This is a genomic window from Arenimonas sp. (genome assembly GCF_044353605.1).
GTDB lineage: Bacteria > Pseudomonadota > Gammaproteobacteria > Xanthomonadales > Xanthomonadaceae > Arenimonas.
Map to the genome: position 1 here is coordinate 77321 of NZ_JBILBO010000006.1, position 22656 is coordinate 99976.

Sequence of the window (22656 nt, forward strand, 5' to 3'; positions counted from 1 at the left end):
GTCGCCTCGTGAGCGGTTTTATGGTGCACAGCTGACAGTATAATCAGAAAGCCATCCACCCAAGGCCTCGCCGATGAAAACCGCACTTGTCATTTTCTTGCTGTACTTACTGGTCTTGACCAATGCAGACGGAGCCAGCCGCCCCTTGGTGGATGTCCGGAATCACGCGCCGTCCATCACACTGGATATCCGATACGCCACGGAAAACAACTTTACCGGAAAGCGGGTCGCCGGATATCAGGCTGAAAAATGTCTTTTACATGAGCCTGCCGCACAGGCATTGGCTGCAGCAGAGGCCGAGCTGCGGGGCAGGGGCTTCGGATTAATTATTTACGATTGTTATCGGCCGCAGCGTGCCGTTACCGAATTCATGGCTTGGGCCAAGGCCCCCGATGATCCACAGATCAAGGCAAGATATTATCCAGACCTTGCTAAATCAACGCTGGTTCCGGATTACATTGCCGAAAAGTCGGGCCACAGCAAGGGCGCTACCGTGGATCTCGGGTTGCTGGATTGCCCCGAAACGCATTGCAATCCAGTAGACATGGGCACACCTTTCGATTTTTTCGGTATACAGGCCAATACCGAATGGGCGGGCGTCAGCCCGGATCAAAAACAGGCACGTCAACAGTTGCTTGATGTCATGGCTTCACACGGGTTCGCGAATTACCCGCTGGAATGGTGGCATTTCACCTGGAAAGCCGGCCCATTGCCCGATGTGGCTTATGATTTCCCGGTGGAGTGATGCATCGCCGCCGATTCAATAATCCGTTCGCCACGGGCCTCGGAAAGGGCTGAATTTACCATAATGCGGGCAACATCACGGACAGCAACCGGGCGGTAGGACTTGGGTATCAAACCGCCCAAATGCGAAGCAAACCATAAACCGATAGCCTCAGCAGGCCGCTTGTCGGGCCGTGGACCACCGTCCAGCAGTGATGGTCTGAGCACCGTCAAGGCGTCAAAACCCAGGGCGCGCAGCGCCTGTTCGGTTTCACCTTTGACTTTGAGGTAAAAGCTGCCTGATTCCGGATCGGCACCTAAAGATGAAACCACGATGAAATGGCGGCAACCGGCTTCCTTCAGATAGCCGGCGCTGGCCACGACATAGTCGAAATCCACCTGACTGAAGGCCGTTTTGCTCCCGGCTTGCTTCAGCGTCGTCCCCAATGTACAGATGGCCACATCAACGGCCCACCAGTCGGCATCAGACAGTGCTGCAAAGTCAGTGATCGGATTCAGTAATTTCGTGTGCGCCGGTAATGGCCGCCGCGACGGGGCGATCACCTGAGTAAACTTTGGCTCATCCAAGGCCATCTGCAGGGCCTGGCTGCCGACCAGGCCGGTCGGTCCGAGAATCAGTAAGCGTAAGGCGGGGGAAGTCATCATGGTTTGATGTTAGTCCAACTGAGCCAGGTCAGTGTTATATCTTTATTTACATAATATACATTATGCGAAGTTTGTAATGACCACAAGGTAGCTAATTATGATAAATCAGTGCTTTATGGGCTCTACTCCCTACCGGAATGCCCGCATATGATACACAGTGGATCTGCATGCATTCGGGTTTCATGAGTCGTCATCGAGAGCAAATCCAAATGCAATAAACGCCCAGACAGCGAATCGCCGATGTCCAAAAGGTATTTGAGCGCCTCGGTGGCCTGTAGTAGACCGATGACACCAGGCGCGACACCCAAAACACCCGCCTCGGTACAGTTTGGTGCATCAACAGCTTGTTGCGGTTGCGGAAACAGGCAGCGATAGCACAGGCCGCGACCCTCCGGAACGGAGGCCTTGAACAGGCTGACCTGCCCTTCAAAGCGATGGACGGCGCCATAAATCCAAGGAATGCCGTGTTGGGCGCAGGCATCGGATATAGCATATCTTGATTTGAAATTATCTGTTCCATCAATAACTAAATCAACATTATTAATGTATTTAGTAATATTGTGATCGGCAATACGATCAGCATGTATTTCAACGTTAATCGTAGGGTTTAGATCATTTAACGTGGATTTGGCTGAAATTACCTTCAGTTCGCCAACTTTGTCGTTTTTATGCACAATTTGACGCTGTAGATTGCTTAAATCCACTTTGTCGTCGTCCACAATGACCAGATGTCCAACGCCGGCTGCCGCGAGATAGAACGCACAAGGCGAACCCAGACCGCCTGCCCCAACCAACAAAACACGGGCATTACTCAGTTTTTGCTGCCCCACTCGGCCGACATCGGGAAGAATCATCTGTCGGGCGTAACGCAGCTCGAAATCAGAAGTTTGATAGTGAGCAACAGGCAATCCGGCTGCAATCCATGCCTGGGTGCCGCCCGATACCGAGAAAAGATTGGTATAGCCTTGCCGGCTGAGTTCAGCCGCACAGGAATCCGAGCGTTTTCCCCCAGCACAGATCAGGATGACAGGGTGATTGAAAGACGCCAGATGCCGGCAAGCCTGGGCCTGAAGCTCAGCCAACTGCACCGGCTTTGCCCCCTTTGCGATTCCTGAGACCCATTCATTGGGCTCGCGCACATCAATGAGCAGCTTTCCACTACCTTGCATTTCGTAGGCCTGCGCCGGTGAAATGACCGTAACCGACATGGCTTTATTTGTTCCGTTTGTGATGCCGGATCAGGCGCTTACGTTTTTCCAGCTGACGGTCGGTCAGCACGTTTTTCTTGCCTTCATAGGGATTGTCGCTGTCCTTGAAAACAAACCGGATGGGGGTGCCGACCAACTTGAAGCGCTTGCGGAAGAAGTTCTCCAGATAACGGCGGTAACTGTCCGGCAGCGTCTTCAGGCGATTGCCATGAACGATGAAGGTTGGCGGGTTGGTGTCGCCCGGATGGCCGTATTTCATTTTTGCGATATGGCCGCGGACAACCGGTGGCGGGAACGCGGCGTAGGCAATTTCAATGGCTTTGGTGACTTCAGCCGTACTGAACTGGCGGGTCGCGCTGTCATAGGCCTTGTGGATCACTTTGAAAAGCTCAGCCATGCCGGTGCCATGTTTGGCGGATATGGTCACGATCGGAGCCCAGGTGCAGAACGAAAGTTTCCGCTCGAGCAGTGATTTCGTCTGCTCACGCTGGTAGTTACTCTGGTTGTCCCATTTATTAACGGCGATGACTAGCGCCCTGCCCGCTTCGAGCACATGACCGAGTACCGTCGCATCCTGTTCGGTCACACCTTCGCCGGCATCAAGCATGACGACGGCAACCTGGCAGTCCTGGATGGACTGTAGCGTCTTGAATACGGAAAACTTCTCGACGGCCTCTTCGATTTTGCCGCGACGGCGCAGACCGGCGGTATCGATGAGCCGGTAATCGCGGCCATCACGCTCCAGATCAACCGAAATGGAGTCCCTGGTCGTACCCGGCACATCGGAAGCAATGACTCGCTCTTCACCCAGAAGGCGATTGACGAGGGTGGATTTTCCGACATTGGGGCGGCCGATGAAAGCCAGACGCAAGGCGCCGTCGTCTTCTATGGGCGTCTGAGGCTGAAGTTCGGGCAGAAGCTTGGCAAGAAGCTCCAACAGCTCCGGCACGCCTCTTTGGTGGGCTGCAGACATCGGGAGCACATGGGCGAATCCAAATTTGGCGAAATCATGGATTGCGTCTTCGGTATTTTTACCATCGGTTTTGTTGATGGCCAATACCATCGGCTTGCCAAGCTTGCGTAGACCTGAAAGGATGTCGAAATCGAGCACTTCCGGACCGGATTTGGCGTCCACCACGAATACGATGACCGCCGCTTCGGCAGCGGCCATCCAGCTTTGTTTTGCTGTGGCGCCGGCCAAGCCCTCATCATCACCTGACAAACCGCCGGTGTCGCAGACAATGAACGGGTGTTCCGGATTAAGGCGGCAAATGCCGTAATGACGGTCACGGGTGACGCCCGGCTCATCATGCACCAACGCATCACGGGTGCGCGTCAGGCCGTTGAACAGGGTGGACTTGCCTACATTGGGGCGTCCGACCAATGCCACCATATCCAGCATGCTTATTGCGCCAGACTGAACGCGGACAATTGACCGTCGACGTTTTGAACGAACAGGATTCCGTCATCGGAGACCACTGGACTGCCGCGCACGGCACCGCCGACCTTAGCCCGACCTTTGATATCTCCGCTCGCGGAATCAAGCCAATGCACATAACCTTCGGTATCGGCAACGACGATGTATGCGCCCTGGACTACGGGCGTGGTGATGCCACGACGCAGGAATGCGGACTGCTTCCATAGGTCGGAACCGCCATTACGGTCGAGGGCCCACAGATTGCTGTCACGATCACCGACGATGATGCGATCGGAAAGCATCGCAACACCGGCGTATCCACCGATTTCACGGACCCAGATGGGCTGACCGTTATTCATGGCAATGGCCATGGTGGAGTTGTGGTATGAACTGGCAAAGACTTCACGGTCGCCGACCTGGATTTCACCGTCGATATCCGACATGCGATCGAGTTCGGTACGTCCGTCTGGCTTGGCGATTAATTGCTCCCAAACACGCTGACCATCCTGCTGGCGCAGGGCAATCAGGGTGCCGTCCTCATAACCCACGAAAATAAGACCGGGGCCAAGAACCGGCGCGCTGTTTCCGCGCACGCTAAGCGAAGGCAGACCGCGATCGAATTGCCAGCGCTTCTCCCCGGTGGACAAATCGAGGCCAAAGACTTTGCCATCGTTGGCACGCACAATCACGGTGTCGAAGGTAATCAGCGGGGCGGTGATTACCGAAGAGCTGACCATGGTCTTCCAGAGCACGGAGCCATCCGCTGCATTGAAGGCGAATACTTCACCGTTACGCCCGCCAAGTGCGACCAGACCGGAGTAAACCGAAGGTCCGCCAGTGAGAGCAAACGGCTGTGTCGGCTTCTGCCAGAATTTCCAGCCTCCGGATTCAGCTTCCTTGTTCGGAGTCGCCTTCCATTTGATTTTACCCGTCGTCTTATTGATGGCGACCAACTGATTGGCAGCATCGGCAGCATAGACCGTATCGCCGTCAACCACCGGCTTCTGACGGATAGCCAGTTCAGCCTCGCCCTGCCCCACGGAAACGGACCAGAGCTTTCGGATAGCGATCGGGCTGGCGATATCGGTCAGCTCGGCCGGCGCGGTCGCTTTTTCCTTGTCTGATTTGAAAATTCCGGTGACGGTCGAACAGGCCTGCAGCATCGTCAGTGCAGCGCAGAGTACGATCAGTTTGCGAACCATCAGCGAATCTCCTTGGGTTTGTCAGCACTTCCGCCGGCATCGGTGAGTTTAAGATCAATCAGTCCGCGCGATCCGGAATCGGCGCTCAGTTGCTGCAATGCATCCCGGTAGAACTCAGCAGCGGCTTCGGACTTCCCGGAAGACATGGCCAGATCGCCCTTCAGTTCCGCCAATGATGCCGGATAAGCGACAGCCGTGATGGCATCGGCGGCTTTAGCGGCCTCGACTGTTTTACCCTGCGAGAATAGCAGTTGGGCTTTACGGATTTTGACCAATTCACGGTTTTGATCGTTTAGAGCCACGGCTGCGGCTTTGTCCAATGCCCCGGCGGCCAAATCGTATTTGCCGAGTTCGGCTTGAATTCTTGAAAGACGCAATGCAGCCAGAAAAGCGAAATCCGAATCGGCATAATTGGCGATGATGGCTTCGCCCAACACCAAGGCTTTGGCATTATCGGGCTTGTTGACGGCCTGAACGAATGTATGGTACTGACTTCCGGCTTCCTGGGATTGCTGGGCCTGACGGCCTTGCCACCAGTGCCAACCGCTGATGGCGGCGATGATGAGCAGGATGCCGGTCAGCAGATTAGAGCCGTTCTTCAGCAGCCATTGTTTGACGCGTTCGCTCTGTTCGTGTTCGTCGTATTGGTCGGACATAGGGATTGATTATTCGTTCGGGATGGTTGAGGTCGGGACGGAATCGGCGGCAGCCGGTTTTCCGTCATCGGAGAGAGTGAAACGAGCCACTTCGTCGCGAATCAAGGGCGAAATGTCAAGTTTGGCGCCATCAAGGCTGATTTCGGCGCTGCTGGCATTGCCTAAGGTGATTTTACCGACTTTGGCCGGGTCTTGGCGGAATTCGGTGGTTCCACCGAGCGTTCCACTGAAAAGAACGGACCCGTCTTTGCCGCGCACTTCAACCCAACTTTCCTGCTTGCTGCGTATCAGAAGCTCGGCGATTTTCGCTGGGGCCGCTGCCGGGACTGGTTCGGCATTCGCGGCAACTACTTGGCCGGCGCTCTGTCCGTCAATCGTAACGGCAGCTTGAATCGCCTGATTGTCGGGAGTGACGGCGTTATCGACCAGAGCATCCAGGGAGAGTGCTTCTGACGGCGATTGGCGCAGGTTCAGATAGGCCATCAGTCCGCCGACAGCAATTACGCTGACAACAGCCAACAACCATTTCGATGAACGCCGTGCCGGCTCAATTTTTGCCGACGTAATCGCTTTGAGAGGAGGCGTGCTGTTCATTCCCGGGATTTCATTGCGGATGTCCTCGCTCAATCCCAGAAGTTTGATGTAGCTGTTGATGTAACTCTTTGCGAAAATCGGAGCACCAAGCTTGTGCCACTCTTCGTGCTCGATGGCATCGATCAGATGGGTGCCGAATTTGAGGGCTTTCGCGGCATCCTCGACGGTCAAGTCCATGAGCTCGCGCTTGGCCCGGAAGGTCATGCCGATTGGCTCTCGGAACAGGGGGTTTTGAATGGGATCCATGGGCTCAGTTTATCCGAGTGATGCTGTCGATGTGCGATTTGCGTTTGAACTCGGCCTGCCGGCGGGTTTTGTCCATCACTTGCCCCTTTAGCTGGCCACAGGCGGCGTCGATATCGTCTCCACGGGTTCTTCTCACCATGGTTAGGACACCGGCATCGAGCAAAAGTTTCTGAAAGTCCCGGATGCGGGTTTCTTCGGACCTTTCGAACCGGGTTCCCGCAAAGGGATTGAACGGGATGAGGTTGACCTTGGCCGTATTGGCGCGCTGGACCTTGGCATCGATGCCCCGCATCAGCTTTGCCAATGCGCGTGCGTGTTCAGGGAGGTCATTGACGCCCTGCATCATGGTGTACTCGAAAGTAATCGAGGTTTTGGGCTTGCGCATGGCGTAACGGACACAGGCATCGAGGAGCTCATCAATCGGATATTTCTTGTTCAGCGGTACCAGCTCTGTGCGCAAGTCATCCGTGGGCGCATGCAGGGAAACAGCCAGCGAGACATCGCTGACTTCGGATAATCGGTCGATCATCGGCACCAGGCCGGCGGTCGAAAGGGTCACCCGCTTGTTGGCCAGACCGAAACCGTAGTCGTCGCGCATGATGCTCATCGCCCTGACCACATTGTCGAAGTTGAGCAAGGGTTCGCCCATACCCATCATCACCACATTGGTGAGTTTGCGCTGTCTGTGCGGCACGTTGCCCAGATGCTTGGCAGCGACCCAAACCTGGCCGATGATTTCGGCCGTGCTGAGGTTACGGTTGAATCCCTGGGTGGCGGTCGAACAGAACTGGCAGTTGAGGCCGCAACCCACCTGGCTGGACACGCACAGCGTGCCCCTGCCCTTGTCTGGGATGAATACCGCTTCGATGGCGTTGGCCTGATCCATGCCGAGCAGCCACTTATGGGTGCCGTCGGCGGATGGTTTGTCCAGAATCACCGGCGGAGGCATCACCACCGCCCGCGCTTCCAGTTTGGCCCGCAAGTCCTTGCCGAGATCGCTCATCTCGGCGAAATCGCAGACATGACGGTGGTAAATCCACTTCATCACCTGATGTGCGCGGAAGCGTTTCTCGCCGAGATCATCGGCGAAAAAGCGCTCCAGACCGTCACGGTCAAGGTCGAGCAGATTTACTTTGGCCACGTCATTCATGGTTTAGCGTGCACTGACTTCCGTAGCGGCGAAGAAATAGGCGATTTCGATTGCAGCGTTTTCAAGGCTGTCCGAACCGTGTACGGCATTGGCGTCGATCGACTCGGCGAAATCGGCACGGATGGTGCCCGGAGCGGCGTCTTTCGGGTTGGTGGCACCCATCAATTCGCGATTCTTCAGAACGGCGTTGTCACCTTCCAGCACTTGAATCATGACCGGGCCCGAAATCATGAATTCAACCAATGCGTTGAAGAACGCGCGCTCACGGTGCACGGCGTAGAAACCCTCGGCTTCACGGCGCGACAGGTGCTTCATCTTGGCGGCGACCACTTTCAGGCCACTGCCCTCAAAACGGCTGTAAATCTGGCCGATGACGTTCTTGGCAACAGCGTCGGGCTTGATGATGGAAATGGTACGTTCGATGGCCATGTGGCTACTCCGGTTATAGGGGGTTGGTTAAACAGCTATTTTAGCATTTCTTGGCCTTGCGCGCCGCTGTTTCCAGCCAGCTTTCAATGGAAATTCAAGCATCTACCACATAGACTTGACCCACGACTCGTACAAGCATACGATTGAAACAATCGTTTAATTCGATTTCGGGGAAGACATGACCAACCATTTCAATACGAAAGAACGCATCTTGCATGCCGCTGAGGACCTTTTCGCGCAGCACGGGTTTGCCGGAACCTCGTTGCGACAGGTGACATCGAGGGCGGATGTCAACATTGCCGCGGTCAATTACCACTTCGGTTCCAAGGAAAACCTGGTACACGAAGTCTTCAAGCACCGCATGGATGAGATGAGCGAAAAACGGCTGAGCGCCCTTTCCGAAACGGTAGCCAAAGACCCCACAGACTTGCACGGCATCCTTCTGGCATTCATCCAGCCGGCCTTGGCATTGACCTTGGATCGGCATGGCGCTTCATTCGTACGTGTTCTCGCCAGGGCTTATGCCGAGAAAAACGACGGGCTGAGGAACTTCCTTTCCGAGAACTACGGACAGGTTCTGCGGGAGTTCGCCAAGGCCATAGCCATCTGCCTGCCGCAGCTGAGCAAGGAAGAGCTTTACTGGCGCATGGATTTCACCGCAGGCGCCCTGACCTACGCGATGGCCGACTTCGGCCTGATCCGGCGACAACCCGGCGTAACCGAAAAAGCCCACTGCGAGAAAGCCGCACAACATCTTATTGCCTTTGCACAAGCCGGCCTCAAGGCCTGAAAACTGGAGTATTCCGATGTCTGATTACCGTTTCAAGAAAGTCGCCGTCCTTGGCGCCGGTGTCATGGGGGCACAGATTGCCGCCCATCTGGCCAACGCTGGCGTACCGGTCATCCTGTTTGACCTGCCGGCCGATGGCGCAGACAAGAATGCCGTGGTCGGCAAAGCGCTAGCCAATCTGGGCAAGCTATCCCCCGCTCCTCTGGCCACCAAGTCCGTTGTTCAAAACATCGAGCCCGCCAACTATGACGAACATCTGGATAAACTGGCGGCCTGCGATTTGATTATCGAAGCCATTGCCGAGCGTATCGACTGGAAAAAGTCGTTGTACGCAAAAATTCTTCCTTTTGTCGGTCCGCAGGCCATTCTGGCCTCCAATACTTCCGGGCTGTCCATCAACGCGCTTTCCGAAGTTCTGGACGAATCGCTGCATCACCGTTTCTGTGGCGTGCACTTCTTCAATCCGCCACGTTACATGCATCTGGTGGAACTCATTCCGTGTGCCAATACAGATTCTGCGGTACTGACCGCGCTGGAAGCCTTTCTGGTCAGCACGCTGGGCAAAGGCGTCGTCACCGCCAAGGACACACCGAATTTCATTGCAAACCGCATCGGCGTGTTTTCGATTCTCTCGACCCTGCATCACACCACCCAATTCAACATGGGCTTTGATGAGGTCGATGCTCTGACCGGCCCCTTGATCGGCCGCCCCAAATCAGCAACGTACCGGACTTGTGACGTTGTCGGGCTAGACACCATGGGGCTGACCATCAAAACCATGGCCGATACCCTACCTGCGGATCCATGGCATCCCCACTTCCAGGTCCCGGCATTTTTGCAGGCGTTGATCGATGCCAAAGCACTGGGCCAGAAAACCGGTGCCGGCATTTTCAAGAAAGTCGGCAAGGAAATCCATGTACTGGATCTGGCTGCCAAGGATTACCGCCCGAGTGCAGGACAAGTCGATCCGGAAGTTCTCACCATCCTTAAAGATCTCAACCCGAAAACCAAATTCAAAGCACTTCGCGCCTCTACTCATCCGCAGGCACAATTCCTGTGGTCCTGTTTCCGCGATCTGTTCCACTACTGCGCCTATCATTTGGCCGACATCGCCGCCACCGCCCGGGAACTGGACTTCGCCATCCGCTGGGGCTACGGCTGGAATCTGGGGCCGCTTGAACTTTGGCAGGCTGCTGACTGGAAACAAGTCGCAATCTGGATTAACGAAGATATTGCCGCCGGCAAGAGCATGAGTCAGGCTCCGCTGCCCGCCTGGGTCGCCGCCATCGATGGCGTTCATGGCGCGGATGGCAGTTACAGCGCATCGCAATCATATGTGCTGCCGCGCTCGCCAAATCCGGTATATGCCCGCCAGCGCTTCCCGGATCCGCTACTGGGCGAACGTTTCGTGCCCGGCGAAACCGCTTACGAAGACGATTCCGTTCGCCTCTGGCATGATGGCGACGGCATCGGCGTGCTCAGCTTCAAATCCAAGATGAATACGGTCGGCGACGGCGTGCTGGCCGGTGTCCAGAAAGCCATCGATATCGCCGAACAGCAGTTCCAGGGACTGGTGGTCTGGCAGACCAAGGAGCCCTTCTCCGCCGGCGCCGATCTGTCCGGCGTGCTGGCATCACTTCAGGAAGGCCGCATTGAGGACTTCCGGACCATGATTGGTCAATTCCAAGCCACCAGCATGCGCATCAAATATGCGCAGATTCCGGTGGTGGCTGCGGTACGCGGCATGGCGCTCGGTGGCGGCTGCGAATTCCAGATGCATGCCGCACGCACGGTGTTCGCGCTGGAAAGCTACATCGGATTGGTTGAAGCCGGAGTCGGCCTGCTGCCAGCCGGCGGTGGCCTCAAGGAAATCGCGGTCCGCGTCGGTTTGAATCCGCCGAACGGCGATGTGCATGCCGGCCTGAAGCCCTACTTCGAAGCAGTCGCCATGGGCAAGGTTTCCGGTTCCGCACTTGAAGCCAAGGAATTGAAATTGGCACGCGAAGGTGATGTCGTTGTATTCAATGCTTACGAACTCTTGCATGTCGCCAAGGCCCAGGCCCGCGCCATGGCCGAGTCCGCCTATCGCCCGCCGGTGGCCCCGAAAGCCATTCCTGTTACCGGATCCATCGGCATTGCAACGTTCAAGATGATGCTGACCAATATGCATGCCGGCGGCTTCATCTCCGATCACGACCTGGAAGTATCGACCCGCATCGCCACGGTACTCTGCGGTGGCGATGTCGACCGCGGCACGTTAGTCGACGAACAATGGCTGCTGGATCTGGAGCGCGAACACTTCGTGGCGCTGGCGATGATGCCGAAAACCCAGGAACGGATCGCCTACATGCTGAAAAACGGCAAACCGCTGCGCAATTAATCAGGACTCGCCATGAAAACCATTCAAGAAGCTTATATCGTTGCCGCCACCCGTACCCCGGTGGCCAAAGCCCCGCGCGGCGCTTTCAAGAACGTTCATCCCGCCGACATGCTGGCACACTGCCTCCGACAGGTCGTCGCGCAGGCCCCGGGCATCGACCCCGAGCGCATCGATGACATCATCGTCGGTTGCGCCATGCCCGAAGGCGAACAAGGCATGAATGTGGCACGCATCGGTGCCTTGCTGGCCGGCTTGCCGCAATCGGTATCTGCGCAGACCATCAACCGATTCTGTTCCTCCGGTCTGCAAGCCGTCGCACTGGCAGCTGACCGCATTCGTCTCGGCGAGGCCGATCTGATGATCGCTGCAGGCACCGAATCCATGAGCATGGTACCGATGATGGGTAACAAGATTGCCATGGCACCCTCTGTATTTGAGAATGACCATATCGCCATCGCCTATGGCATGGGCATTACCGCCGAAAACGTGGCTGCCCAATGGAACGTCTCGCGCGAAGATCAGGATGCCTTCGCCTACGCCTCTCATCAGAAAGCCCTTGCAGCCATCCAAGCCGGGCATTTCAGCGCTGAAATCTCGCCTTATGAAGTCACCGGAAAGTCTGCCGATCTCGCCGGATCCCGCATCATCACACGCAACAAGATGGTGAGTAATGATGAAGGCCCGCGTGCCGACACCAGCCTTGAAGGGCTCGCCAAACTCAAGCCGGTTTTCAAGGCACGCGGCTCGGTCACGGCAGGCAACAGCTCGCAGATGTCGGATGGCGCCGGCGCCGTACTCTTGGCATCGGCGCAGGCCGTCAAGGATTACGGATTGACGCCGATTGCCCGCTTCGTAAGTTTCTCTGTCGCCGGTGTGCCGCCCGAAATCATGGGTATCGGCCCGATTGCCGCCATTCCCAAAGCCTTGAAACAAGCCGGACTGAATCAGGACCAGTTGGATTGGATTGAATTGAACGAAGCGTTTGCCGCACAGGCACTAGCTGTCATCCGCGATTGTAAACTGGATGCATCCAAGGTCAATCCCTGCGGCGGTGCCATCGCGCTCGGCCATCCGCTTGGGGCAACCGGCGCCATCCGCACCGCGACCATCGTGCACGGCATGAAGCGCACTCAGGCCAAATACGGTATGGTCACCATGTGCATCGGCACCGGCATGGGTGCTGCCGGCATCTTCGAATCGCTTTAATCACATTTTCCAGTCGAAAAAAACACCGCCTCGGCGGTGTTTTTTTACGGATCAACGTCGAAGATCCATCAATGATGATGGCCGCCTTCGCCATGAACGTGACCATGCTCTTTTTCTTCATCGGTTGCGTCGCGGACGGTAACGATTTCGACGGCGAAGAAAAGGCTCTTGCCGGCCAGCGGATGGTTGCCATCCACGGTAACGGTGGTTTCATCGACGGCGGTGACGGTGACGGTCATGCCGCCCTGCGGTGTCTGGGCCTGGAACTGCATACCGGGTTCAATGTCATCGACACCTTGGAAGGCTTCACGCGGAACCTGCTGCACCATGAAATCATGATGTTCGCCATAGCCTTCGGCAGCGGCCACTTCGACATCGAGTTTATCGCCGGCCAGTTTGCCGACCAAGGCATTTTCCAAGCCCGGCACGATTTGGCCAACGCCATGCAGATAGGTCAGCGGCGCATGGCCGGCCGAGCTGTCAATGACCTGGCCGTCTTTATCGGTGAGGGTGTAATGGAAGCTGACCACGCTGTTTTCGCTGATTTGCATAACTCTGGGTTCCTCGAAATGATTGAAAAAAAACCCCGACGCGTCGGGGTTTTCAGTAAGACGCGAACGTCTTTTATTACTCAGGATTGACTTCGTCGGCTTGCATGCCTTTCTGGCCTTTCACGAGCTTGAAGCTCACTTTTTGGCCTTCTTTCAGCGATTTGAAGCCATTGCCCTGGATGGAGCGGAAATGCACGAACACATCTTCGCCGCTTTCCGGGGTGATGAAGCCGAAGCCCTTGGCGTCGTTGAACCACTTGACGGTACCGATTTGACGATCTGACATAGTATTACTCCTAGATAAAACGAGAAAAACCCACCCGAAAGTAGGACTGTTTTGCTAGGAATACCGCGATGTAACGATGAAGCGGACCACAAAATCTACCGCACCGGGCCACAAGCCATGTTGGCCCTAAGCAAAATCAGTAAGCGCACTATACAGCAAGACGTAAGCAAATACCAATAAATATCTGATTTTCTTTGAACTTGATCCGAATCAAGCCCCTCCGTTCAGCAATCGTCGTATCATACAAAGGGACTTTTACTCGCCTGTACGCGTCGTAATCCCGCCATCCCCTTGATTGGAAAGACTTTAATGACATCACCCTACATCAAGGAAGCCGTGCTGGACGTCCGCCACTGGACCGACCAGTACTTCAGCTTCACGGTTGCGCGTGATGACGGGTTCCGTTTCGACAACGGGCAATTCGTGATGATTGGGCTGGAAGTTGACGGCAAGCCTCTGGTCCGGGCCTACTCCATTGCCAGCGCCAACTGGGAAGAGCATCTTGAATTCTTCAGTATCAAGGTGCCTAACGGCCCGCTGACCTCACGTCTGCAACATATTCAGCCCGGCGATTGCCTGCTGATCAGCCGTAAGCCGACCGGGACCCTTTTGATCAGCGATGTGCATCCCGGCAAGGTGCTTTATCTGCTTTCCACCGGCACCGGTCTTGCGCCTTTTCTTGCCATCGTGAAAGACCCTGAAACCTACGAACGATTTGAACATGTGGTCGTCGTGCATGGCGTGCGTTATGCCAAAGACTTGGCCTATGCCGACTATTTCAAGAACGAGCTGCCTCGCCACGAATACCTCGGCGAGCAAATCAGCCGTCAGCTTCATTACGTCCCGGTGGTCTCGCGTGAGCCCTTTGCCTTGCACGGCCGCGCCACCACCTTGCTCGAAAATGGCGAAATCCCCCGCTTCCTTGGATTCCCCGAGCTCAATCCGGAAACCGATCGAGCGATGATTTGCGGTAGCCCAGGCATGCTGGCCGATTTCAGACGAATTCTGAACTCACGTGGATTCGTCGCTTCCAGCAAGATTGGACAGGCCGGCCATTACGTGTTCGAACGCGCGTTCGTCGAGAAATAAGCACCAAAAACAGGACGGAATCGGGCATAATATTGGGCTGACGAAGCCCCATTCCGTCTGCCTTTCCCCCTTATTCAGGAGCCTCCCATGTCCGACTCCTTCGCCACGCGCGATCACCTGACCGTCAACGGTCAGACCTACACCATTTTCAGCCTGGAAAAGCTCGGCCAGCGCTACGACATCAGCAAACTGCCCTACTCGATGAAGATCCTTCTCGAGAACCTGCTGCGTTGTGAAGACGGCGTTTCGGTGACCAAAGCTTCCATCGAAGCCGTTGCCCAATGGGATGCCAAACAGGAACCGGATACCGAAATCGCCTTCATGCCGGCACGGGTCGTCTTGCAGGACTTCACTGGCGTGCCCTGCGTGGTCGATCTGGCCGCCATGCGCGATGCCGTGGTCAAGCTCGGCGGTTCAGCGTCCAACATTAATCCGTTAATCCCCTCCGAACTGGTGATTGACCACTCGGTGCAGGTCGATTCTTTCGGCAAAGCCAGTTCGCTGGATGAAAACGGTCAGATCGAATTCGCCCGCAACGGCGAACGCTACAGCTTTTTGCGCTGGGGCCAGAAAGCCTTCAATAATTTCAAAGTCGTACCGCCGAACACCGGCATCGTGCATCAGGTCAACCTTGAGAACCTCGCACGCGTGGTCATGGAACGTGAAATCGACGGCACACTGTACGCATTCCCGGATAGCGTATTCGGTACCGATTCGCACACCACCATGATCAACGGCATCGGCGTTCTGGGCTGGGGTGTCGGAGGCATCGAAGCCGAAGCCGCGATGCTCGGCCAGCCGAGCTCGATGCTGATTCCTCAGGTGGTCGGCTTCAAGCTGACCGGCAAGCTGCCGGAAGGCGCGACCGCCACCGATCTGGTGCTGACGGTCACCCAGATGCTGCGCAAGCACGGTGTGGTCGGCAAATTCGTCGAGTTCTTCGGCGACGGTCTGAACCATCTGCCCTTGGCTGACCGTGCCACCATCGCCAATATGGCCCCGGAATACGGCGCAACTTGCGGCATCTTCCCGATTGATGCTGAAGCCCTGAATTACCTGCGCTTATCCGGCCGTGAAGAAACCTTGATCAATCTGGTCGAAGCCTATGCCAAGGCCCAGGGACTGTGGCGCACCGATGCCGAAGCCGACTACAGCGCCGTTCTGCATCTCGATATGGGCGAAGTCAAGCCGTCTCTGGCCGGCCCGAAACGTCCGCAGGACCGTGTGCTACTGACCGACATGAAACAGAATTACACCGACAATCTGGTGGCCCTGACCGCCAACCGTAAACCGAAAAACGGGGATGTCGCGAAGTTCGAAAACGAGGGTGGCGATGTCACAGCCCCATTGGGAACGGTCCAGACCACGATAAACGGCCAGTGTGTTGAAATGAAAGATGGTGCCGTGGTTATTGCCGCCATCACCTCATGCACCAACACCTCGAATCCGGCAGTGATGCTGGGTGCCGGCTTACTTGCCCGCAAAGCCGCTGCCCGTGGCCTGAAACCGGCACCCTGGGTGAAAACCTCGCTCGGTCCGGGCTCCTTGGTGGTCACCGATTACCTGAAGAAAGCCGATGTTCTGAAAGATCTCGAAGCCATGGGTTTCTTCGTGGTCGGCTACGGCTGCACCACCTGCATCGGCAACTCCGGCCCGCTGCCGCCGGAAGTCAGCGCCGCCATCGCCGCAGGCGACCTGACCGTTGCCTCTGTACTTTCCGGTAACCGCAACTTCGAAGGTCGCGTGCATGCCGAAGTCAAAATGAACTACCTGGCATCGCCGCCGCTGGTAGTCGCCTATGCCCTTGCCGGCACCGTCAACATCGACCTGAGCCGTGAGCCGCTCGGCAAGGACAGCGCCGGCAATGACGTTTTCCTCAAGGACATCTGGCCGAGCAATCAGGAAATCAGCGATGCCATCGCCGCTTCAATCGGTCCTGAAATGTTCAAGAAGAACTATGCCGATGTTTTCAAGGGTGATTCCCGCTGGAACCAGATCGCATCGCCCGAAGGCGAGATTTTCGCTTGGAGCAGTGATTCGACCTACATCAAGAACCCGCCCTATTTCGACGGCATGAGCATGGCCATCGGCAGCATTGACGACATCCACGGTGCACGCCTGCTGGGACTGTTCGGCGATTCCATCACCACCGACCATATCTCTCCGGCCGGCAACATCAAGGCCAGTTCGCCGGCAGGCCAGTTCCTGCAGAGCCGCGGCGTCAAGCCGGTCGACTTCAACTCCTACGGCTCGCGCCGGGGCAATGACGACGTCATGGTGCGCGGCACCTTCGCCAACATCCGCATAAAGAACCTGATGCTGGGAGGCGAGGAAGGTGGCAACACCATCCACTACCCGTCCAACGACAAGCTCGCCATCTACGACGCCGCCATGCGCTACAAGGCCGAGGGCGTCCCGCTGGTGGTCATCGCCGGCAAGGAATACGGCACCGGATCCTCACGTGACTGGGCGGCCAAAGGCACCACTCTGCTCGGCGTCAAGGCGGTCATCGCCGAAAGCTTCGAACGCATCCACCGATCGAACCTTGTCGGCATGGGCGTGCTGCCCTTGCAATTCCTCGACGGTGAAAGCGCGGCCAGCCACGGATTGAAGGGTGATGAGAGCTTCGACATCACCGGCCTGAAGGACGGTGCCGGCAAGATTGCCGATGTCGTCGCCACGGGTGTCGACGGTACCGTCAAACGCTTCCAGGCCAAAGTACTGCTGTTGACCCCGAAAGAGGTCGAGTATTTCCGACATGGCGGCATCCTGCACTATGTGCTGCGTCAACTGGCTTCACGCAAGGCCCCCTGAGCCGTCTGAAAGCATGATGAAAAAAGCGGCTCCGGCCGCTTTTTTCATGCGTACGGGCTTGCCAGCATTTAGAGCTTATGCTCAAATGGGGCTATCCCTACGCAGCCCTTAAAAACCATGAGCATGAATCGTCCCTGGCTTGACAGCTATGCCCCCGATGTCCCGCATGACATCGACATCAGTGAATTTCCTTCGATTGTTTCCGTACTCGAAAAGGCGATAACCAAATTCGCCGATCGACCGGCCTTCAGCAACTTCGGCAAGACCATCACCTATCGTGAAGTCGATGAACTCAGTGCCAACTTCGCAAGCTACCTCATACACGAGCTGAAGCTGAAAAAGGGCGAACGTGTCGCCATCATGCTGCCGAATGTACTGCAATATCCCATTGCCATTTTTGGCGTTCTGCGTGCCGGTCTGACTGTCGTCAACACCAATCCTATGTACACCGCACGCGAATTGAGACACCAACTCAATGATTCCGGAGCCGCCGCTTTGCTGGTTCTGGACAATTTCGCCTGCACCGCAGAAGAAGTCCTGCATGAAACGAAAGTGCGGCAGGTCATCACGACCAGTGTCGGCGAAATGTTGGGCCCGAAAGGTCTGCTGGTCGATTTCGTACTCAAGCATGTCAAGCAGGCTGTGCCCGATTACGATCTCCCCGAAGCCATCCGGTTCCGGAAGGCGCTTGCCAAAGGCGCCAAGCACAAACTTCCTCATGTCAGCATCCAACCTTCCGAAATCGCCTTCCTTCAATACACCGGTGGTACCACCGGCGTATCCAAGGGGGCCATGTTGAGCCACAGCAATCTGGTGGCCAATATGCAGCAGTCCTCTTCCTGGATCGGGAAAAATGCCAAGGAAGGCAGTGAAATCATCATCACTGCGCTGCCGCTATACCATATCTTCGCTCTGACTGCGAATTGCTTGGTGTTCATGAAATTCGGCGGTTTGAACTACCTGATTACCAACCCGCGCGACATGCCGGGCTTCGTCAAGGAACTCAAGCGAAGTAATTTCACCGCCATAACGGGGGTAAATACTCTGTTCAATGGTCTGCTCAATACGCCCGGATTCGACAAACTCGATTTCAGCCGCATGCATCTCGCCCTGGGTGGCGGCATGGCCGTGCAGAAAGCGGTTGCCGAAAAGTGGAAAAACGTCACCGGCGTGACCTTGATTGAGGCCTACGGCCTGACCGAAACCTCGCCGGCCTGCTGCATGAATCCGCTTGATCTCAAGGAATTCAACGGCGCCATCGGTCTGCCTATTTCAAGCACGCACTGCTGCATCAAGGACGACGACGGCAACATCCTGCCCCAGGGTGAAATCGGCGAGCTCTGTGTGAAAGGCCCGCAGGTGATGCAGGGCTACTGGCAGCGTCCGGATGAGACCTCCAAGGTCATCGATGCCGAGGGCTGGTTGCATACCGGCGATATCGCCAAGATGGACGACAAGGGCTTCTTCTACATCGTCGACCGTAAAAAAGACATGATTCTGGTTTCCGGATTCAATGTCTATCCCAATGAAATCGAGGATGTCATCGCCGCCATGCCGGGCATTCTGGAAGTGGCTGCGGTCGGTGTGCCTGATGAGAAGTCCGGGGAAGCCGTCAAGATTGTCGTGGTCCGCAAGGACCAGTCGATTACCGCTGACGACATCAAGCACTATTGCCGTGAATATCTGACCGGCTACAAACAGCCGAAAGTCATCGAGTTCCGGACCGAGCTTCCGAAAACCAACGTCGGCAAGATTCTGCGGCGTGAGTTGCGGGATAGTCCGAAAGAAGCATGAAAAAAGGGCGCTTCGGCGCCCCTTTTTTTCAGTCGTTGACCGGTCGCATGTACGGAAACAGCAGAACATCGCGGATGGACGCGGATCCGGTCAGCATCATCACCAGTCGGTCGATACCGACACCGAGGCCGCCGGTCGGAGGCAGGCCGACTTCCAACGCGCGGATGTAATCGGCATCGAAGTGCATGGCTTCGTCATCCCCGCCCTCCTTCTGGTTGACCTGCTCGGCGAAGCGCGCGGCCTGGTCTTCGGAATCATTGAGCTCGGAAAAGCCGTTGGCGATTTCCTTGCCACCGATGAACAGCTCGAAGCGATCGGTCAAACCGGCATCGTTGTCGTTGGCGCGAGCCAGCGGACTGACCTCGGTCGGGTGCTGGGTGATGAAGGTCGGCTGGACCAGCGTGTGCTCGACGGTCTTCTCGAACACCTCCAGCAGCAACTTGCCCCACCCGTAGGATGGCTTGTAACGGACGCCGAGCGCCTCGCAATGACGGCGCATGGCGGCCACATCCCGGATATCGGCAGCCGATATTTGCGGGTTGTGTTCAAGCACGGCGTCGGTCATCGTCCATCGCTTGAATGGCTTCGATAAATCGATATCGGCACCGTCCCAATGCGTCTGCATGGACGGAAGCACTTTTTCGGCGGCGGCGCGGATCATGCCTTCGGTCAGGTCCATGATCTCATTGTAGGTGGCGTAGGCCTCGTACAGTTCGAGCATGGTGAATTCCGGGTTGTGGCGGGTGGACACACCCTCGTTCCGGAAGTTGCGGTTGATTTCATAGATGCGTTCAAGGCCACCCACGGTCAGACGCTTCAGATACAGTTCCGGCGCAACGCGCAGATAGAGATCAAGCCCAAGCGCGTTGTGATGGGTCATGAACGGCTTGGCAGTAGCGCCACCGGGAATGTAGTGCATCATCGGTGTTTCCACCTCCAGGAAGCGTTGCGCATCCAGCCAGTTACGAAGGGCCGAGATCACCTGCGAACGCTTGATGAAAACATCACGTGCTTCCGGGGTCACGATCAAATCGACGTAACGCTGGCGGTAGCGCTGCTCGACATCGGACAGACCGTGCCATTTGTCCGGAAGCGGACGCAATGATTTGGTCAGCAGCCGCAGGCTTTTGCCTTTGACGGACAGTTCACCGGTTTTGGTGCGGGTGAGAACGCCAGCAACGCCGATGATATCGCCGACATCCCAGTGCTTGAAGGATTCATAAACATCGTCCAGATCGGCACCCGAAAGATAAAGCTGGATGCGGCCGGACATGTCCTGCAGCTGCGCGAAACTGGCCTTGCCCATGACGCGTTTGGCCATCAGCCGGCCAGCGATCTGTACGCTACGGTCAATCTCTTGAAGCGCTTCGGTGGTCCAGCGGTCCTTGTCGGCGTATTCCGCCTGCAGGTCGGCGGCATAATCAGCGCGCACGAAGTCATTTGGATAGGCGATACCCTGCTCGCGCAGCGCGCGGAGTTTCGCTCGGCGTTCGGCAATGAGCTGGTTTTCGTCCTGTGGCTGTTCGGGGGCGTTTTCGTTCATGGCTTCTCTTCAGCTTAATTATTGCGGCCGGCGCCGGCGGTAAGGCCGGCTTTCAGGCTGGCCTCGACGAATTCATCGAGGTCGCCGTCGAGGACCTTCTGGGTGTCAGTGCGTTCAATACCGGTACGCAAATCCTTTATTCGGCTTTGGTCCAGCACATAGCTGCGAATCTGGCTACCCCAACCGATATCGGACTTGGTGGCTTCCAGCGCGTCTTTCTCGGTGTTGCGCTTCATCAATTCAAGCTCATAGAGCTTGGCCTTCAGCATCTTCATGGCGCGGTCGCGGTTGCCATGCTGCGAACGTTCGATCTGGCAGGCGACCACGGTATTGGTCGGAATATGCGTAATCCGTACTGCCGACTCGGTCTTGTTGACATGCTGGCCACCGGCACCGGATGAGCGGTAGACGTCGGTCCGCAGATCCGCTGGATTGATTTCGATTTCGATATTATCGTCGACTTCCGGACTGACGAATACCGAACAGAAGGACGTGTGACGTCGATTGTCGGAATCGAAAGGCGACTTGCGCACCAAGCGGTGTACTCCGATTTCGGTTTTCAGCCATCCATAGGCATATTCACCCTCGACCCGGAATGTTGCGCTTTTGATGCCGGCCACATCGCCGTCAGAGGCCTCCATCAGTTCGGTTTTCCAGCCGCGGGCTTCGCAGAAGCGCAGGTACATGCGCAGCACGATTTCAGCCCAATCCTGGGCTTCGGTACCACCGGCGCCGGATTGGATGTCGACGAAGCAATTGGTATGGTCCTGCTCGCCGGAGAACATCCGGCGGAATTCAAGCTTCTCGACGCGCTCGGCAATGCGGCCGACATCCATGGTCACCGAATCGACGATGCCTTCATCGTTTTCCATTTCAGCCAGTTCGAGATACTCGAGTGCTTCAGATAAGCCTTCCAGGGTGCCCCGAATCTCAGAAACGGTCTTGTCCAGACTTGCACGCTCTTTGCCGAGAGCCAGAGCCTTATCCGGCTCGTTCCAAATCTGCGGGCTTTCCAGCTCGCGGTTTACTTCTTCCAGGCGCTCGACTTTGTTGTCGAAGTCAAAGATACCCCCTGAGCGAGGTAACACGCTCTTGCAACTCGGCGATGCGGTTGCGGATTGGATTCAGTTCCATGCAGTGAAAACTTCAAGATAATCAGTCTTCTATTGTATCAGAGCTGCCCTGTCGAATACAGTGACATTGCCTGACATCAAACAAAATAGCCCCCGAAACATGATGTCGGGGGCTATTCAAGAGCTAAGGCTTCGAATTTACTGGGGCTTGGCCAGAATGTCCTTCCCGAACCAGGCCTTGATCATCTGGCGTTCGTAGTAGAAATCCTGACGAGAAGCTGCATTCCCGGAGCCGGACAGAAATCCCGCATCCTTGAGCGTAACACCGGCTTGCTCTTTCACGATGGCACCCGTTTGATTGGTAATTTTGTAGTCAAACCGCAGCTGGGGGTAGTAAACATCCTTCAAAATGCGGACACGATAACCGTCCCGGGTCGGGACCGGATCGACCTCTCCGGCCAAATCAATGTCGGTGATATTCACGGTCATTTTCTGCCCTTCGGGGAGTTTGGCAGCCTGCGCTTTGAACTCCGCACTCAGGGCTTTCTCAATGCTCCTACGGTAGGCCTTGTCGGTACTGTTGCTTGCGACGATATCGGTGAATTTCGCAGGGTCGGACCAGGTCACCGACACCTCCCCTGCTGAGGCCTGAGACGAAAGAAGAAGCAGAGAAGCTGCTGCGAATTTACCGGCAATGTGGGTGATTTTCATGATGAATATCCTTTTGTCATGGATTGATTATTGCGGGTTGTATCAGACCAGTGATGGGTACACAGGGCCAGCAATGGACATATGGGCCTCTAAGGCGGATTTTAACCCATACCGTTTTGCATCGAAAG

General features: G+C 56.2%; 20 protein-coding genes. 7 read left to right on the forward strand and 13 right to left on the reverse strand.

Features of this window, described 5'->3' with window-relative positions:
- The first annotated feature begins 73 nt into the window (after window positions 1–73).
- Window positions 74–745, forward strand: coding sequence for a M15 family metallopeptidase (locus ACIQ1A_RS05460; protein ID WP_395770054.1), 672 nt, complete (start codon window positions 74–76; stop codon window positions 743–745).
- Here the strand turns inward: ACIQ1A_RS05460 and ACIQ1A_RS05465 are convergent.
- The 8 genes from ACIQ1A_RS05465 to ndk form a co-directional block, all read right to left on the reverse strand.
- Window positions 724–1389: an NAD(P)H-binding protein gene (locus ACIQ1A_RS05465; RefSeq protein WP_395770055.1), complete on the reverse strand. Its 666-nt coding sequence runs from the start codon at window positions 1387–1389 to the stop codon at window positions 724–726. The genes ACIQ1A_RS05460 and ACIQ1A_RS05465 overlap by 22 nt on opposite strands.
- A 122-nt stretch (window positions 1390–1511) precedes the next feature.
- The gene (moeB, locus tag ACIQ1A_RS05470) at window positions 1512–2597 is read right to left on the reverse strand and encodes a molybdopterin-synthase adenylyltransferase MoeB (protein WP_395770056.1); all 1086 of its coding nucleotides are present in this window, start codon (window positions 2595–2597) and stop codon (window positions 1512–1514) included.
- A 4-nt stretch (window positions 2598–2601) separates the two neighbouring features.
- Entirely contained in the window at window positions 2602–3999 is a 1398-nt protein-coding gene (gene der, locus ACIQ1A_RS05475; RefSeq protein WP_395770057.1) for a ribosome biogenesis GTPase Der, read from the reverse strand.
- Between the two features lie 2 nt (window positions 4000–4001).
- Window positions 4002–5216, reverse strand: coding sequence for an outer membrane protein assembly factor BamB (gene bamB / locus ACIQ1A_RS05480; protein WP_395770058.1), 1215 nt, complete (start codon window positions 5214–5216; stop codon window positions 4002–4004).
- Window positions 5216–5872: a YfgM family protein gene (locus ACIQ1A_RS05485; protein ID WP_395770059.1), complete on the reverse strand. Its 657-nt coding sequence runs from the start codon at window positions 5870–5872 to the stop codon at window positions 5216–5218. The genes bamB and ACIQ1A_RS05485 overlap by 1 nt, the downstream gene beginning before the upstream one ends.
- Window positions 5873–5881: 9 nt before the next feature.
- Window positions 5882–6712, reverse strand: coding sequence for a helix-turn-helix domain-containing protein (locus ACIQ1A_RS05490; protein WP_395770060.1), 831 nt, complete (start codon window positions 6710–6712; stop codon window positions 5882–5884).
- Window positions 6713–6716: 4 nt separating this feature from the next.
- Complete coding sequence (rlmN, locus tag ACIQ1A_RS05495; RefSeq protein WP_395770061.1) at window positions 6717–7862, reverse strand: 23S rRNA (adenine(2503)-C(2))-methyltransferase RlmN; 1146 nt, start codon at window positions 7860–7862, stop codon at window positions 6717–6719.
- Between the two features lie 3 nt (window positions 7863–7865).
- On the reverse strand, window positions 7866–8291 hold the full coding sequence (ndk, locus tag ACIQ1A_RS05500) for a nucleoside-diphosphate kinase (protein ID WP_395770062.1): 426 nt from the start codon (window positions 8289–8291) through the stop codon (window positions 7866–7868).
- Window positions 8292–8469: 178 nt separating this feature from the next.
- Here ndk and ACIQ1A_RS05505 point away from each other — a divergent pair, with 178 nt between their 5' ends.
- Genes ACIQ1A_RS05505 through ACIQ1A_RS05515 form a run of 3 tightly spaced genes read left to right on the forward strand, consistent with a single transcriptional unit; the run spans window position 8470 to window position 12667 of the window.
- Window positions 8470–9081, forward strand: coding sequence for a TetR/AcrR family transcriptional regulator (locus ACIQ1A_RS05505; protein WP_395770063.1), 612 nt, complete (start codon window positions 8470–8472; stop codon window positions 9079–9081).
- Window positions 9082–9097: 16 nt separating this feature from the next.
- On the forward strand, window positions 9098–11461 hold the full coding sequence (locus ACIQ1A_RS05510) for a 3-hydroxyacyl-CoA dehydrogenase/enoyl-CoA hydratase family protein (protein ID WP_395770064.1): 2364 nt from the start codon (window positions 9098–9100) through the stop codon (window positions 11459–11461).
- Between the two features lie 12 nt (window positions 11462–11473).
- Window positions 11474–12667, forward strand: coding sequence for an acetyl-CoA C-acyltransferase (locus ACIQ1A_RS05515; RefSeq protein WP_395770065.1), 1194 nt, complete (start codon window positions 11474–11476; stop codon window positions 12665–12667).
- A gap of 68 nt (window positions 12668–12735) precedes the next feature.
- Here the strand turns inward: ACIQ1A_RS05515 and ACIQ1A_RS05520 are convergent, their stop codons facing one another.
- Window positions 12736–13218 (reverse strand): peptidylprolyl isomerase, encoded by a 483-nt coding sequence (locus ACIQ1A_RS05520; RefSeq protein ID WP_395770066.1) that lies wholly within the window; start codon window positions 13216–13218, stop codon window positions 12736–12738.
- 76 nt (window positions 13219–13294) lie between these two features.
- Window positions 13295–13504, reverse strand: coding sequence for a cold-shock protein (locus tag ACIQ1A_RS05525; protein ID WP_297802682.1), 210 nt, complete (start codon window positions 13502–13504; stop codon window positions 13295–13297).
- A 309-nt stretch (window positions 13505–13813) separates the two neighbouring features.
- Here ACIQ1A_RS05525 and ACIQ1A_RS05530 point away from each other — a divergent pair, with 309 nt between their 5' ends.
- The 3 genes from ACIQ1A_RS05530 to ACIQ1A_RS05540 all read left to right on the forward strand — a co-directional run bounded on the left by ACIQ1A_RS05530 (window position 13814) and on the right by ACIQ1A_RS05540 (window position 19201).
- Window positions 13814–14593 (forward strand): ferredoxin--NADP reductase, encoded by a 780-nt coding sequence (locus ACIQ1A_RS05530; protein WP_395770067.1) that lies wholly within the window; start codon window positions 13814–13816, stop codon window positions 14591–14593.
- 87 nt (window positions 14594–14680) lie between these two features.
- Window positions 14681–17407, forward strand: coding sequence for an aconitate hydratase AcnA (acnA, locus tag ACIQ1A_RS05535; protein WP_395770068.1), 2727 nt, complete (start codon window positions 14681–14683; stop codon window positions 17405–17407).
- A 117-nt stretch (window positions 17408–17524) separates the two neighbouring features.
- On the forward strand, window positions 17525–19201 hold the full coding sequence (locus ACIQ1A_RS05540) for an AMP-binding protein (RefSeq protein ID WP_395770069.1): 1677 nt from the start codon (window positions 17525–17527) through the stop codon (window positions 19199–19201).
- Window positions 19202–19229: 28 nt separating this feature from the next.
- Here ACIQ1A_RS05540 and lysS read toward each other — a convergent pair whose 3' ends face one another.
- The 3 genes from lysS to ACIQ1A_RS05555 all read right to left on the reverse strand — a co-directional run bounded on the left by lysS (window position 19230) and on the right by ACIQ1A_RS05555 (window position 22528).
- A complete protein-coding gene (gene lysS, locus ACIQ1A_RS05545; protein ID WP_395770070.1) occupies window positions 19230–20744 on the reverse strand; it encodes a lysine--tRNA ligase in 1515 nt (504 codons plus the stop codon).
- A 14-nt stretch (window positions 20745–20758) separates the two neighbouring features.
- Window positions 20759–21878 (reverse strand): peptide chain release factor 2 gene (gene prfB, locus ACIQ1A_RS05550; protein WP_395770071.1). Its coding sequence is split into 2 segments (ribosomal slippage): window positions 20759–21805 and window positions 21807–21878, totalling 1119 coding nucleotides; the frame shifts between segments, so codons are not numbered across the junction.
- Window positions 21879–22015: 137 nt separating this feature from the next.
- Window positions 22016–22528 (reverse strand): DUF3016 domain-containing protein, encoded by a 513-nt coding sequence (locus ACIQ1A_RS05555; protein WP_395770072.1) that lies wholly within the window; start codon window positions 22526–22528, stop codon window positions 22016–22018.
- Between the last annotated feature and the right edge of the window lie 128 nt (window positions 22529–22656).